Source organism: Gammaproteobacteria bacterium (genome assembly GCA_041395725.1).
GTDB lineage: Bacteria > Pseudomonadota > Gammaproteobacteria > Pseudomonadales > Pseudohongiellaceae > NORP240.
Genome location: JAWKZW010000001.1, coordinates 4278753 through 4293227, shown reverse-complemented (window position 1 = coordinate 4293227; position 14475 = coordinate 4278753). Strand labels below are relative to the sequence as shown.

Below are 14475 nucleotides of genomic sequence, written 5' to 3'. Positions count from 1 at the left end.
CTGGCTATGAGCAAGAACGATCAGTACGAGCCCTATCAAATAACGGAATCATTGGCACGGTACCAATCCCGGCTTGAGAGGCCGAGCCAACAGGCGCTTCTTTGTATTGACCTGCAGGTACTCGGATGCCGTGAAGGTTACGGGATTTTCGAAAGTCATAGAGACGCGGGGGTGGCAGAACATTCAATCCAGTATTACCTCCATCGACTCGATTCATTGGTTATTCCCAATGTCAAAAAACTACAGAAGACATTCCGCGAGGCCGGTGGCGAAGTAATACATTGTCGAATTCAATCATTGACGCAGGACGGTCGTGACCGAAGTCTGGAACACAAACGCCTGGGGTTGCACGCTCCCCCAGGCTCAGAGCTGGCTGAGTTTCTCCCCGAAGTCGCCCCCAAAGACAATGAGATTGTCGTGAACAAGACCGCCAGCGGCGTTTTCATATCCACCAACCTTGAATACTTACTACGCAACCTCGGCGTTCAGAAACTGTTCATCAGTGGCGTTTATACCAATGAGTGCATCAGTAGCGCTGTGAGAAGCGCCAGCGATCTAGGGTTCGACGTACGCCTGATCAGCGACGCCACCGCCGCGATAACCCAGGAGTTGCATGACGCGACACTAATGACCACAAACGATCGCTATGCTCGCGTAGTAACCACAAACGAGGCTATGGTAGAAGTGCTCAAAAATGGATAGATACAGTGAGATTCGCTGGCGGAGAGCGCTGACAAGAACCCTCGCGGTTCGAAAGCTGCGCAACAGCGCAGACGTCCGATGATTGCACTATAGGAATGAGATTTCTGGCTGAGCCAGATATCGAATCAATCCTTCTCCCGTCCGGGGTGCTTTCACTCTTAAAAATGCCCTGGAGTACGGTCATTTTTCGTCGCTCAGTGCTGGTCCCTGATTGCAGCAGCAGCGCGGCAGGCCTGCTTGACCAGCCCTTACGCTTCAGCAAAAAGTGCAGTCAGGTGTCTTCGAAAGCAGTCGTAGCGATTGGTCAGGCGGTAATGGGATATGAGCATTTAGCAGTCTGTTAAAGAGGCCTGGTTGATTGCGGAGACAAATGCAGCAGGAAAGGGGAGACCCTTTTGGCTGCAATCACCATTTTAAGACTTTACGTGTTGAAGCCATCCGGGAGGGCGCGCTCAGGTTTTCAGGAAACCTAGATTAACCCGATCATTGCATAAATTCTTGGCCCAGGACCGCTTCGCTGCTTCCATAGCAGCATTTCCAGCGCAGGACTCGATTTTTCTGGATTTCACGTAGAGTGACTTCGCTCAATCCATAAAAATCTCCGTGCGACGCTGTGGACAGGTGAAGCTTAGGTGTGACGTAGAGCCCGGCCATCGCTTGCCATTGTCAGTTATGCCAATTCCTTACTTGAGCCTGATGACCAGGAATCGATTAACTGGGAAATAATTCGAGCGATCAGGTAGATTATCGTGGCTATCGCGTTAGCTGCGACTATTGGCTATCTGGCAGTTCAGAGAATTCAAAATGCGGCCTGGCGTCTAAGCCCGTGCAACTTTAAGAGGACCCTGCAGATGGAGATCCTGGTAACAGGCCTTGCCCGCTCCGGAACGACGTGGCTGGCGAAAATTCTGGATAGCCATCCAGGCACCCGTTACCTTCATGAACCGGATTCGATTCCGCATTTCCGCGGAATCCCGCCCGTGAATGTTGAACCGGCCACTGCCCACTACGCTGCGGTGATCGATTCGACGCTGAGAGCACTGGAGGTTGAGAGCCGGGTCAATTCCTCCGGTTCCTGGCCGGTATTTCAAAAAAGCGGCGAGACAGGACTTGCTTTTCGGCAGCGTCAGCTGGCCGTGTTAACTTTGCGATTAGCGGCAAAAAAATTTGGTAACTTTCGCATGCCAGGTATCGCGGTGCACAGAAACCCGGAAGCCACTCTGGTCTGGAAATCGGTACTGGCAGTGGGCCATATCCGGGCGCTGGCGTCCCGGCGTTCAGGAATGCGAACAGTTCTGATTCTTCGCCATCCCTGCGGGGTTATAGAATCCCGCGAACGCGGCGCCAGCCTCGGTGAGATGGCTCGCCTTGCTCCTGACCATTTTCAAAGCCTGCTCAGCCTGGATACGCCGCTGGTTGAGTCTTTGCGTGCGCGTTGCGATCTCAATTCGAGATTGGATCTGGAGTCATTGCGCTGGGCTGTTCTCAACTCACTCGCCATCGATTACCTCGCTTCGACGCCAGCCGGTTTGATAGTGCGCTATGAGGATCTCGCCAGGGCGCCGATTGACGAAACACGCAAAATACTGGATTTCATGGGGTTGCCCTGGGATGCCGAGGTGGAGCGTTTTATAACCGCGAGTACAGGGGCGACTTCCCGAAGATTTTATGGGATCTCACGTACCCATCAGGATGTTGACCCATGGAGAGTAAACTATCGCGAAGAAATTCGCCGTGTGAACGAAATTGTAAGCGGTACATCCGCAGCAGCGTTCTACGATGAGATCAGAGCAGGGAACCTCCGATAAACGAGAGGTTCCCTGATTGCAACCAACAGGTCAGTAATCGACCTGAGCGAATAAATGTCCATCAGGACGATGGGATATCAGTCCTCTATGGATGGATGGACATAGCCGGTCGGCAACACCTGATCCGGGTCTACGCGGATGCTCAGGTAAGTGATCTGATCCTGTATATTACGAAACCCATGGGGCACGCCAGCCGGAATTACAACGACATCACCCGTCGAAATGGTCCTGGTCTGGCCATTGGTGACAACGCGGCTACCGCTGGGGCCGATCAGCTCAAGAACTGAAATGTTGTCGGCAGGAAACTCACGTCCATCGCTCTCATCGCCTCCTGTTACAAGGGTTCCAGAGCCTGACAGTACGTAGTAAACCTCGGTTACCCGATGATGCACAATCGCATTCACTGCTTCACCTTCGGTACGGGTTCCAATGCGTTGTAATATGCCAACACCGACATTCACTTCATCTCCAATATCGACCACCCTGATCTGCTGATCGATTGTTTCCCCCATGTGTTCAAACACGGTCATGATCTCGGCGCGAGGAACGTGAGTGGCTGTCGTGGGTCTCTGGGCATATAAACTGGATGACATTGCGCAGAGTAATGCAGTACTGAGCAATACTTTGCTGGTTCTTTTATTCTTCATTCTTGTTCCTCGCGTCTCTGGTTACAGGGTTGGATGGGTGGATGCAATCTGTGGTCAGCGCCAATTAATGTCCTTAATAGCGTCTCCAGTGATTTATTGCAAGCAACTGCATTTTCCGAACTATCAAGGCCAATCCTGATAATGGAAGAAAGTGATTGATGCCACTGGTGTCGCCATAGGCGCTGTGCTTGCTGTCTTGACAACAGTCTAGCTTCAGTTCATGTTCTCAAATGCCGCCCTTAAGCGGACAAGATTTCAAGAATATCCATAAGAAGTCAGGAGAAGTCAGAATGATGAATAACAGTAAATCCGGGACCGGGTTGATGGTTAAAGCCGGATTGGTAGGGTTGGCGCTAACCGTCGCCGCTACCAGCGCGCTGGCGCAGCGCGGATCCATGGCAGAAACCGGCAAGCCAGCAGCTCATGCGGGCCAGCAGCCGGTTAACAACCTGCCGAATCCTTACGAGACCCAGCGAAATTTCGGCTCCTTGCCCGATGGCCGTACCTGGGGTTCGGTGAGCGCTGTCGATATCGATGTGGACGGTGTGCACGTCTGGGCCGGGGACCGCTGCGGCACCAACTCCTGCGCCACCACTCCCGATATTAACCCTATTGTAAAACTGGACCCCAACGGCCGCGTTGTGCAGCAGTTTGGAGCCGGTCAGATCGTCTGGCCACACGGGATGGACGTGGATCACGAAGGCAATGTCTGGGTTGCGGATGCAAGGGTGGCCAACGAGCGTGAAATTGGCCAGAACCCGGCGGCCGCAAACATAGGCAATGTGGTACTTAAGTTCAGCCCCGACGGTGAGCTGTTGATGACCATCGGTACCCCGGGTGAAATGGGTGATCCGCCCAATCGTCTCACCGAGCCTAATGACGTACTGGTGGCGCCCAATGGACGCATCTACATCGCCGAGACCCATACCGCACAATTCCAGAGTGAACCGGGCCCCGACGCCAAGAGCCGTGTGACCATGTGGGAGCCGGATGGCACCTATATCGGTTCTTTCGGTGAGTTCGGTTGGGAAGACGGACAGTTCCGCTCCCCCCATTCTCTGGCAATGGACTCCCAGGGCAGGCTGTTTGTCGCTGACCGCGGTAACAACCGTATTCAGATTTTCACTCAGGACGGCGAATGGCTGGATACCTGGTACCAGTTCAGCCGTATCAGTGGTCTGCACATCGATCCAAGCAACGATATGCTGTATGCCATTGACTCCGAATCAGACCCCAACTACAACCCGGGCGGCTGGCGCAAAGGCCTGCGGGTAGGGAACGCCCGTAACGGAGAAGTCCTGTACTTCATTCCTGAGCACGTGTCTGCGGAGCGCGCTTCCGGGATGGGTGGGGTCGGCTCCATGGGTGAAGGTGTTACGGCAGATCGCGACGGCAATGTGTATGCCGGTGAGGTTGGACCAATCCAGGGCATGACCAAGTTCGTGCCCAGACTGATCCCCTGATTAACCGCGCTAGACGACAACGGGCAGGTCCAACAGGACCTGCCCGTTTTTCATTATTCCCCGGTCAGTCAAACAGCACCGTCGAAATCCCGATTCGATTCTGGCAAGTCACATTTCAGCCTCCCTGACTGCTTGAAAGGTACTTCCTGGCACGCCAGGCCTGGTAGCCCGCTAATCGGGTATTCAGCCACGAGCCGAAGATAAACCTTGGAATTATTCAATAAATAAATCACTCGATAGTCAGCAGAAGCTCAGGATTGTTGCTGCCCGTCAGCGCAGGCTCGGTGACCACTGTTGGTGTTCGGGGATAGTCTGTCTGATTCAGGCAACTATGTTGCGCAGGTCAAGGATCTGGAAGTCCAACCTTATGAATCGAATCCCACCGGAACTGCCTGCGTTCCCAGTGCGCCCTATGCAGTAGGAGGACGGCGGTTTACCAATGGAAAGACCTGGATAGAGCAACTGGCAATGCGGGTTTTCGGTGGTGGAGGAGGCCTGCATAGCCCCTGATGCAAACGGAAAATCCCTAATTACACACCCGGATTGCTACCTGTTCTGGGACGGGCAACATCCCAGCCAGGCAGCCCATTCTATATCTGGCAGAGCAGGCATTCGAGTTGCTTAGCCAGTGATCCCGCAGCGGGGGACGACGGGTGTTGTCTCCTGCAATTCTCTACGCTACTTTCTGCGCTACCTTCTTCACTAGTTGTCTTGCAACCTTACTTATGACCTTCCTTGCCACTGCCTGTCTTGTTATCTGTTTGTACTTGCCTATCCGACGCTTTCAATAAGATATAGCCACTTCTGACGGGGCCGTAGTATCCTCACGTCGTTCTCAGTGGGCGCTCAATTGAGGAAAGCGTATTCTGACAGCGGTTCAGGATTCTGCGGTTTTTTGCTGCGCTGTTAAAGTGATTCATTAGATATAAGTAAAATAAATATAAATAACAAAAGGATATAAGTTTTTTCTAAGCTAATATCCTTTTTTTGTTTGGTCGTTTGTGAGCTGTAGAAATAATGCTGGATGCAAAAAAGCCGTTCAAGCTTGGAGACTGGCGGGTAGAACCGGATCGGCTATGTATAGAGTGTGGTGGGGAGGAGAGGCACCTAGAACCCAAGGCAATGGATATGCTGGTTTACCTGGCGCAACATGCCGGCGAAACCATCAGTCGCGAAACACTCGGCAGGGAAGTCTGGGCCGGCACGTACGGCGGCGATGAGGCCATCTCCCGTGTCGTTTCTCTGCTGCGCAGTCAACTCGGGGATAATTCCAGGAAGCCCCGCTATATCGAGACCATTCCCAAGCAGGGCTACCGGTTGGCGATCTACCCCCAGCCCGCCCGTAAGCGTAGGCGCATTGCGCCGAAATTTTCTCAGCGGGCAGTCGGCCTGATTGCGGCTCTACTGATAATAAGCCTGTCATTGTCGGGCTATCTTCTGCTCAGACCGGCGCCTGCTGAAAAAATAGTGGACAGGATTTACACGGTCGCGGTATTGCCGTTCAGAGATATCAGCAGCGAGGAAACTGATCGGTTTATCAGTGTTGGGCTTACTGATGAACTGATCAGCCATCTCAATCAGTCGCCGCAACTGCGGATCGTCGCGCGGAACTCATTGGGAGATCGGCAGGGAGCGGGCGGCAGCATCGATTTTTTTCTGGAGGGCAGTATCGCGGTTATTGCCGATCGGTTGCGCGTCCATGCGGAGATAATTGATGGCGAGGAAGAGCTGATTGTCTGGTCTGACAATTATGAAACGGCAAGGACAAATTACCTGGCCGTGCAACGGGACCTGTCGGCGCTCATTGCTGAGGCCATCAGCAGGGAGTTGGGCATTGACGCGATACTGCCGCGTTCCCCGGCGGTGAACCTGGATGCCTACACAGCTTATCTTAACGGTATATTTCTCTCCAGGCTGCGAGGAGAAGAGCCTCTGCGCGCCAGCATCGAAGCTTTTGCCTCGGCGCTGACCATGGCGCCAGATTTCGAAAACGCGCGAGTGGCCCTGGCTCGTGCTCAAGCGTTGTTGCCATTTTACTCCCAGGAAGAGCAAATGCCTGCCTTCGCCGAGGTTGTCAGACTGCTGGATGCACTGACACAGGACTCCCACGCTGAAGCCATATCGATTCGTGGATTTATCGCTTATCGCCAATGGCGCTGGCAGGAAGCCGAAGCTTATTTTCTGGACTCACTGGCGCTGGATCCCAACCTCGCCAATACACATGTCTGGTACTCGCAATTTCTTGCCGTTGTCGGACGACTGGAAGAATCCTTGCAGCATGCCAGAATGGCCTATGAGTTGGATTCTGTCTCGCCCGTGGTAAATGACAGGCTCGCCACCGCGCATCTGTGGAACAATCAGAATGACGAGGCCGAACGCCTTTTTTCAGCCGGCGCCAACCTGGGGTTCAGCAGCTGGCAGAATCCCAGCTATCTGGTTCTGCTGCTGCGACGTCAGGACTACGACGCACTCCGGCTTGGGCTGCGGGCATTGCATCCCGATACCGATCTCGGCCCTCTGCCGGATAATCTAGAATACCTGTTTGTGCCAGAGGCCAGGCCGCAACTGGTAGCCATGCTGGATACGTTGATTGAGCAGCAACAGCTTAGCCCGCGGCTGGAGTTCGGCGTCTGGATCATATTGCAGCAATGGGATCGGGCACTGGCTACGATAGAGAAGTACCGGGATACCGATAAAAAGTACCTGGACTTCGAATTTCTTTTTGCTCAGGAGTCTGAGTCACTTCGCAATGACCCTCTGTTTGAACAGATAACCGTCACCATCGGTATGCAAGGCTACTGGCAACAGTCGGAAGGGCAACCTGATTTCAGATAAAACCCGGCAGCGGGCCCTATTTGAACGGGGCGGTAAAAAAGCGATAGGCAACGGATAGTGCCCCGTAACTCACCGCCATGACAGGAGCTTTCAGTGGTCTTATCAGGCCGGCCGATTGAAATCCCTGTTTTCAGTCTGCGATTCAGGCTAAGCCTTGGTTATCTGTGGTGCTTGGGTTGTCACAGGTAGTGAGCCATTAAGATTGTAAAAAAGTCGATGAGAGAGCCTCGTCACATTTTTTATCCGGGGTTAATCGAAAGTGCCGAGTGCGTAACACAGGCCACCAGCGACCGAAAATCGGAAAAACGCAATCTATTCGGTCAAACATTTCGTAACCCTTTCTGAATACGGTAAAAGATGCTTATGAATATTCTGATAACGGGGGCGAGTGGCCTGATAGGCAGCGCCCTGAATAGCTACTTCGAAGGCGCGGGGCATCGAGTGATTCCTCTGGTCCGCGACAGCTCGGGCGCAGCGTTTACCTGGCAGCCCGAAAAGGACGTCATCAACCTGGATGAGTCAGTTGACATCGATGTGGTCATCAATCTCGCCGGCCCCGGAGTAGCTGACAAAAGGTGGTCCGAGACGCGGAAAAAGGAACTCCTGGAGGCGCGAGTCCACTGCACGGAATTATTGAGTAAGACTCTGGCGCAACGGGATCAGAAGCCCAGCGTCTTTATTTCGGCGTCAGCCATCGGGTTCTATGGGCCCCGTGATGACCAACCGGTCGATGAATTCGCCGATAGCGGCTCCGGTTTTCTGGCGGAGATCTCCCGCCAATGGGAGGCCGCTACGGCTGCCGCGGAAGCGGCGGGAATCAGGTCTGTACACACGCGCTTCGGAATCGTTCTGGCTGCGGATGGAGGCGCTCTGAAGCGGATGCTGTTGCCTTTCAGGCTGGGCCTTGGCGGGCCTATCGGAAGCGGGCGTCAGTATATGAGCTGGATAACGCTTGACGATGTGGTGCGCGCTGTGGAATTTGTCATTCAGGATGATAACCTGAGAGGCCCTGTCAACCTGGTTGCCCCAGGGGCAGTGGACAACCGGGAATTTACCCGAACTCTCGGCCGGGTGCTTAAACGCCCGGCCTTTATCCCCATGCCGGGGTTTCAGGCTCGGTTGCTGTTCGGTGAAATGGCAGAGGAAATCCTGCTTACCGGTGTGAGGGTAAAGCCAGCGCGTTTACAGCAGGCCGGTTTTCATTTCAGAAGCGAGAGTCTTGAGGAAGCGCTGCGAAGCATGCTGGGCTAACAGATAATTGCAAAATAGATTAAAGGAACCGCTGATTAATCAGGGAATCGCTCTGGCTTTCAGGCGAGGTCACTGACGAGGCGCCTTGCCGCCGCCTGCGTCGGCCTGTCAAGGTGGGGCAATGAAGGCGGTGAGTTCGCCTGAAAGCCCCTTCGTGGGGGGTGTCGGGAGCCACTGCGTTGTCGCGCTTGACAAGGGCTGGGCCATTCCCTGCGCACGAGGCCTTGCAGTGACGTTCGACAGACTCCCGCAGCGCGTTTCCCTGATTACTCAGAGGTTCCTGAAGGTTGGTAACAGAAGGGCAATGGATAGGTATCCGGAAGATATTAGAAAGAAAGGTATAAAACAGGAAATCCCGATGACACGATACACTGAAGAACGCGACTGTGATGATCTTGAACAGCAACCCTGCGCGGGGGTAGAGCTGGTCATCAAACCCCGAGAGAAAGACCTGGGCGAGTTTTCGGTACGCCGCTTGCTTCCTGTTGCGGGGCGCCACATGGTCGGCCCTTGGATATTTTTTGATCACATGGGCCCGGCTGAGTTTCCTGCTGGTAAGGGTATCGACGTGAGGCCTCATCCCCATATCAATCTGGCTACCGTCACCTATCTGTTTGAAGGTGAAATACTGCATCGTGATTCGTTGGGCAGTCTGCAACCCATCAGGCCGGGCGACATTAATCTGATGGTAGCAGGGCGGGGAATTGTTCACTCCGAGCGTGAGCGGCCGGAGGTGCGAAACGTTGATCATGTGTTGCACGGGTTGCAGTTATGGCTGGCACTGCCGGAGAAGGATGAGGAAACCGAGCCTGCGTTTTACCACTACCCGCAGCGAGATATCCCCACCGTGGAAGTGGCCGGTGTGACAGTCAGAGTCATGATGGGGGAGGCGTTCGGAGTGGCGTCACCGGTCAGGACATTCGCTCGCACACTTTATGCAGAGGCAACGCTGGAACTCGGGCAGTCCCTCAAATTACCTGAGGAAGAGGAGAGGGCTGTTTATCTGGCCAGTGGCAGGTTGCGCCTTAATGCCACCGAGATCAATGCCAGCGAGATGGCTGTTCTTCAGGCCGGAGAGGCAGTGGAGTTGGAGGCACTGGAAACCAGCAGGTTCGCTCTCATCGGAGGCGAAAAGCTGGGAGAACGGTTTATCGAATGGAATTTTGTCTCCAGCCGCAAATCCCGTATCGAGCAGGCAAAGAGTGACTGGCGAGCAGGTAGTTACCCGAAGGTGCCTGGCGATGAGGAAGAGTTTATACCGTTGCCCGAGTAGAGCGCCCCGCGGGCCGGGTTACCGATCCATTCCTATCTTCATTCGCGCCAGCAGACGGCGGGCTTCCCGCAGGTCGGCGGTGGAAATGTCATCTTCGATATTCTCCAGTAGATCCCGGGCCGGGTCGTGGTCGTTTTCCACGGCCCTGCTGGCCCAGGCGTGGGCTCTGACCAGATCTTTTTCGATGCCGTCGCCGAGGAAATACATTTCTGCAACGTTATATTGCGCCGGGGTGTATTCGGCGTTACCTGCCTTGATATACCAGTCCAGTGCCGATTGCCGGTCCCGCTTTGTTCCCTGTCCTTCGTAGTAAAGAGCACCCAGGTTGAACTGTGCCTGGGTATGGCCCTGCTCAGCGGCGGCAGCTGTCCAGCGGAAGGCCTGCTCCATGTCCGGCTCTACACCCCGGCCGGAAAAATAGAGGATGGCGAGATTATACTGTGCCATCATCACTCCTTCTTCCGCGGCGACGGTGAATTCCCGCAGGGCGGTCTGGTAGTCACCGTTCTGAGCCGCCGTTAACCCGGCCTCGTAATCCGCCATGGCCAGGTTTGCCGCCAGGATGAGCCAGGCGCTCAGGAACCATTTGAAAATCTTCATCTTTGTCACTCTCTCGATTAATGTTGTTCAAGCCAATCCCTGGCCATTGCATCACTGCGAACGATTTCTTCCGGACTCAGTTCGGCACTAAGCTGCTGAATCAGCCGTGATGCCAGTTGATTGCTTCCCGCCGCCGCAATTTTATACCACTTGAGTGCTTCCACTTTATCCAAGGTTACGCCGTATCCATTGAGATAGAAGTTACCCAGCAGGGTCTGCGAGGAGGAGTCGCCGTTTTCGGCGGCCCGCACAAACCACCCGTGGGCCAGGGCATAATCCTGCTCCACACCCTGGCCAGCCGCGTACATCATACCCACGCTGGTCTGGGCCTGAGCTAGTCCCAGATCGGCGGCGCTGGTAAACCACTTGAGCGCTTCGCTGTAGTCCTGCTGAACTCCTTCGCCACTGAGATACATGGAGCCCAGGTTGAATTGTGCCTCGGTATTGTTCTGGCTGGCAGCGGCATAAAACCAGTCATAAGCCGCGCTTATATTTCTGTCTGCGCCCAGGCCCTCGGCATACATGATGCCGAGGTTGAATTGAGCGGCAGCATGACCGTTCTGAGCGGCGAACTCATACCATTCCCGTGCCCTGGCGTAATCCTGATCACGACCATCGCCGCGGAAATACAGGTTCCCCAGAGCATATTGAGCCGGCGCATAGTTCTGCTCGGCGGATTCACGATACCAGTAGAGAGCTTCTTCCCGATTAGCCTCGGTGCCTATGCCTCTTTCATACAGGCCGCCCAGGTAGAACGCGGACTCGGGAACCCCCAGCTGGGCAGACTGCCTGTACAGTAACAGTGCCCGCTGCGGATCCGGCTCGGTCCCCAGCCCGCGCAGGTACATCAGCGCAAGGTTGAACTGGGCAATATAGTCGCCCTGATCAGCCAGTTCGGTGAAGCGCTCCAGGGCCAGGGGGTAATCCCCGGCATCGTAAGCGTCCAGCGCCGCATCCAGATCCGCCTGCGCCAGGGCAGGAAACGCGATTAACCCTATCAGTATCCAATTACGCATACCTGCCATGTTAAACCACCGGAAAGCCAACTTCGATTGACTTAAGCCAATCAGACAGATTTGGTCTATGAAAATCATCCAATTTCGCTATAATACGCCACCTCGCAAAGAGCATTGCACCCGTAGCTCAGCTGGATAGAGTACCTGGCTACGAACTAGGGGGTCGGAGGTTCGAATCCTCCCGGGTGCGCCATTTTGTTTTCACCCCCTGTCATGCCACCTAACGCTTTGAAAGGTAAGGTGGTTTCGGGGGTTCGAAAACCCTCTCCACGGACATACGCCAACCTATCAGAAAAAGTAAGCTTCATTACTGCATGTCGGTTCTCTATATGCCCGGAAGCCCACAATTCATGCGGGTTTGAGAGGAACTCCATAGCGGTTCGAAAACTTTCATCAAAGTCTTTTAACGGACGCCCGCAGCTGGCGATTTTTTCCTGCATAATTTGCTTTTCAAGCTGAAGTTCGCCTATGCGTTTCTCATAGGCGCTAATGACTGACGTTGACTCAGCGTCTACAATCCGATCCAGCAATTGCTCAATTTTCTTCTCAGCTTTATTTATCTCCAACTGAAGGGACTTGCTATGTGTTCGTTGGAACTCCAAGCGGTATTCCCAAAGTTCTTTGAACATTGTTAATGCAAGGTTGAACAGCTCCCTTGTTGGTTTTAGAGATAGCAAGAACTGCTCAAACTCCCCTTCGATAACTTCCCGCTTGATTGACTTTCGATAGCTAGAACAGCCTTTCTTGAAGCACATGTAGTAGGGGTGTTTGACCGTACGCCCTTTCGACCAGCAGGCAGTGAGGCTATGACCACAGTCACCACAGGACACGAAGCCACGAAGAGGGAAGTCGTGGTTAATATCTTTGCGAGCAGGGGCATTAGCATTTCCCTTAAGACGCTCTTGAATTTTCTGGTAGGTCTCAAGGCTTATTAGCCCTTCATGCCGCCCAGGTCGAAGACTTACTTCCCAATCAGCAGATTCCACATATCCCGCATATAAAACCCTGGTCAACAGTTCAGTTACGCGTTGATTGCGGACTTCGCCTTTACTATCTCTTGGATAGTTGGGAAAAGACTCCAGGAAACGCTTAACCTCAACTTGCAGCTGGAAGCGTCCGCAGGCATAGCCTTCCAGGGCTTCCTGAATGATCCTGGCTATAGGCTCATCCCGTACCAGTATCTTTCCCTGACCTGAGGTCTTTTGGTATCGGTAGCCCACAGGTGCTTGAAAAACCCAATAGCCGTTCTTAAGGCGGGATTTCATCCGATTAAGAGTTTGCTCCGAATTTTTCTGGCGTTGGTGCTGTGAAACGCTGGCTAGCAGATTTTCCACGAGCACGGAGTCAGAGTCATCACCAAACTCAATAGAGGGGGATTCCAGCGTAGCACCTGCTTTGGCAATAGCGCCTCTAAGCTGGAGATGGGCGTCAAGACCACGAGCGAGCCTTGAGATATCGTCAATAATTGCCACGCGTGGGTTCTTGCGATGCTTGCTCAAATGGGCAAGCAAGGCCTGCATACCGGGGCGCTTAATCAGACTGCCCGACACGTCATCGGTAAAGACCTTTTCTACTTCATAGCCCTTGTATTTCGCATACTCTCGACAACGAGTTTCTTGCGAACCAAGACCATCACCGCGTGTTGTCTGGGTTTTATTGGAAACGCGGCAATAAATGACTGCCTTTTGGGCGCTACTTGTCATGAATTCCTCCATTCAGTGCTAATCGTTGATCCTGCTCTTTTGTGCAAGAGGGAGAGTTCAAACCCTGTCCTTTTTCAGATGCAGATAGGAATTGTATTGAATCTACCCCAAATCCCAAATCAACGAAAGCTGCCATTATCAGCCATAGATTTTTGAGAAGCTCCGCTTCTTCTTCAGGAGATAAATCAAAGCTCTGAACGTGTTCACGATATTTTTCGATATCGCATTTCGGAGGAGAGATTCCGGTAACAGGCTGAGGTGTAGAATTATCCTCGTTTGAGTCAATTTTTCTGTAATCAGTCAATGGACTTCCTCCTTTCTTTCGTGAAGCAGAACCAAAAGTCAGATAGCACACTGAGCCGAGTTAAATATAAATTTCGGAAGTATAGTTCCAATGTAATCTTGAAAAGATTAACTCCCGAAAAAGTCATCGCAAATAAAAAGTACGCGATATTTATCGTAGTTAATTTCATGATACCGTCTCAGCCGTTAATAATTTCTTAAATTCTTTCGTATAGAGCTTATTTTTATTTTCCCAAAAGTGGCTCTGAGAGCGACTTTCGGAGCGCAGTGTGTTCTCGCGCAACCTTGAATTCCCGAAGTTTTGCTTCTCGATGTTCTTTTAACCATTCTTGGTCAAATGAGAGTTTTTTTACTCGATTGGAGTATTTTGGCTTCAATTCGGGAAATGGTTTGTCTCTTGAAACCGTCATTGAGCCACGGAGCTGCTCAGGTTTCTTAGTATGAGTTTCCAACGTAAACTGACCCCGTAGTGGCCCCGCCAACTTTAAGCTTGACGGGGCCTGTTTACGTAGAGTTGGTTCACTCCAGGAGTAAATTGAAGAAGGTTGGTTATTATCGAGTGCGGCCACGACCTTCTTTCCTCTCGGAGCTGCGCTCTGAGTTCTCAGCCTGGCGATCATCTTCGTAGGAATTCATGCGCTCTTCGCGCAGCTCTCGAAGTGTCACTCGACCATCGACTGGCGTCGCATCAAGTTGCAGGTCAATCCCTTGGCCGTCACGATGCCCCCAAGCTGCGCCGACCTTATTCCAGTCACTTTTACCGTCGCGTGTATCACGCACGGAATACGCAATGTAATCCGGCTTTTTACCTACGCTGTTTCTTTCATGCTCACTCATCATCACTCTCCAACTAGCCTTCAAGAATATTTAAAGT

The 14475-nt window shown here is 53.0% G+C and carries 12 protein-coding genes and 1 tRNA gene; 7 read left to right on the top strand and 6 right to left on the bottom strand.

Features of this window, described 5'->3' with window-relative positions:
• Positions 1 to 6: 6 nt before the first annotated feature.
• Complete coding sequence (locus R3F50_18975; protein ID MEZ5492371.1) at positions 7 to 702, top strand: isochorismatase family cysteine hydrolase; 696 nt, start codon at positions 7 to 9, stop codon at positions 700 to 702.
• Between the two features lie 851 nt (positions 703 to 1553).
• Positions 1554 to 2510, top strand: coding sequence for a sulfotransferase (locus R3F50_18970; protein ID MEZ5492370.1), 957 nt, complete (start codon positions 1554 to 1556; stop codon positions 2508 to 2510).
• A 77-nt stretch (positions 2511 to 2587) separates the two neighbouring features.
• Here R3F50_18970 and R3F50_18965 read toward each other — a convergent pair whose 3' ends face one another.
• Positions 2588 to 3157, bottom strand: a complete 570-nt coding sequence (locus tag R3F50_18965) for a cupin domain-containing protein (protein MEZ5492369.1) — start codon at positions 3155 to 3157, stop codon at positions 2588 to 2590.
• Positions 3158 to 3447: 290 nt separating this feature from the next.
• On the opposite strand from R3F50_18965, the gene R3F50_18960 reads away from it, so the two are divergent.
• The 4 genes from R3F50_18960 (at position 3448) to R3F50_18945 (ending at position 9979) form a co-directional block, all read left to right on the top strand.
• On the top strand, positions 3448 to 4620 hold the full coding sequence (locus tag R3F50_18960) for a hypothetical protein (protein MEZ5492368.1): 1173 nt from the start codon (positions 3448 to 3450) through the stop codon (positions 4618 to 4620).
• Positions 4621 to 5637: 1017 nt separating this feature from the next.
• The gene (locus R3F50_18955; GenBank protein ID MEZ5492367.1) at positions 5638 to 7455 is read left to right on the top strand and encodes a winged helix-turn-helix domain-containing protein; all 1818 of its coding nucleotides are present in this window, start codon (positions 5638 to 5640) and stop codon (positions 7453 to 7455) included.
• 363 nt (positions 7456 to 7818) lie between these two features.
• Positions 7819 to 8706, top strand: a complete 888-nt coding sequence (locus R3F50_18950; GenBank protein MEZ5492366.1) for a TIGR01777 family oxidoreductase — start codon at positions 7819 to 7821, stop codon at positions 8704 to 8706.
• A 358-nt stretch (positions 8707 to 9064) separates the two neighbouring features.
• Complete coding sequence (locus R3F50_18945) at positions 9065 to 9979, top strand: pirin family protein (protein ID MEZ5492365.1); 915 nt, start codon at positions 9065 to 9067, stop codon at positions 9977 to 9979.
• Between the two features lie 18 nt (positions 9980 to 9997).
• Here the strand turns inward: R3F50_18945 and R3F50_18940 are convergent, their stop codons facing one another.
• Both R3F50_18940 and R3F50_18935 read right to left on the bottom strand, forming a co-directional pair.
• Entirely contained in the window at positions 9998 to 10579 is a 582-nt protein-coding gene (locus R3F50_18940; GenBank protein ID MEZ5492364.1) for a tetratricopeptide repeat protein, read from the bottom strand.
• 17 nt (positions 10580 to 10596) lie between these two features.
• Positions 10597 to 11604 carry a tetratricopeptide repeat protein gene (locus tag R3F50_18935; GenBank protein MEZ5492363.1) on the bottom strand — a complete coding sequence of 336 codons (1008 nt, stop codon included), beginning with the start codon at positions 11602 to 11604 and terminating at the stop codon, positions 10597 to 10599.
• A 107-nt stretch (positions 11605 to 11711) separates the two neighbouring features.
• Here R3F50_18935 and R3F50_18930 point away from each other — a divergent pair.
• Positions 11712 to 11788: transfer RNA gene (locus tag R3F50_18930), tRNA-Arg, on the top strand.
• Here the strand turns inward: R3F50_18930 and R3F50_18925 are convergent.
• The 3 genes from R3F50_18925 to R3F50_18915 form a co-directional block, all read right to left on the bottom strand.
• Positions 11751 to 13298, bottom strand: a complete 1548-nt coding sequence (locus R3F50_18925; GenBank protein MEZ5492362.1) for a recombinase family protein — start codon at positions 13296 to 13298, stop codon at positions 11751 to 11753. The two genes, R3F50_18930 and R3F50_18925, sit on opposite strands and share 38 nt — an antisense overlap.
• Positions 13288 to 13602: a hypothetical protein gene (locus R3F50_18920; protein ID MEZ5492361.1), complete on the bottom strand. Its 315-nt coding sequence runs from the start codon at positions 13600 to 13602 to the stop codon at positions 13288 to 13290. Before R3F50_18920 ends, R3F50_18925 begins: the two co-directional genes overlap by 11 nt.
• Positions 13603 to 14153: 551 nt before the next feature.
• Positions 14154 to 14438, bottom strand: coding sequence for a hypothetical protein (locus tag R3F50_18915; GenBank protein ID MEZ5492360.1), 285 nt, complete (start codon positions 14436 to 14438; stop codon positions 14154 to 14156).
• Positions 14439 to 14475 lie beyond the last annotated feature (37 nt).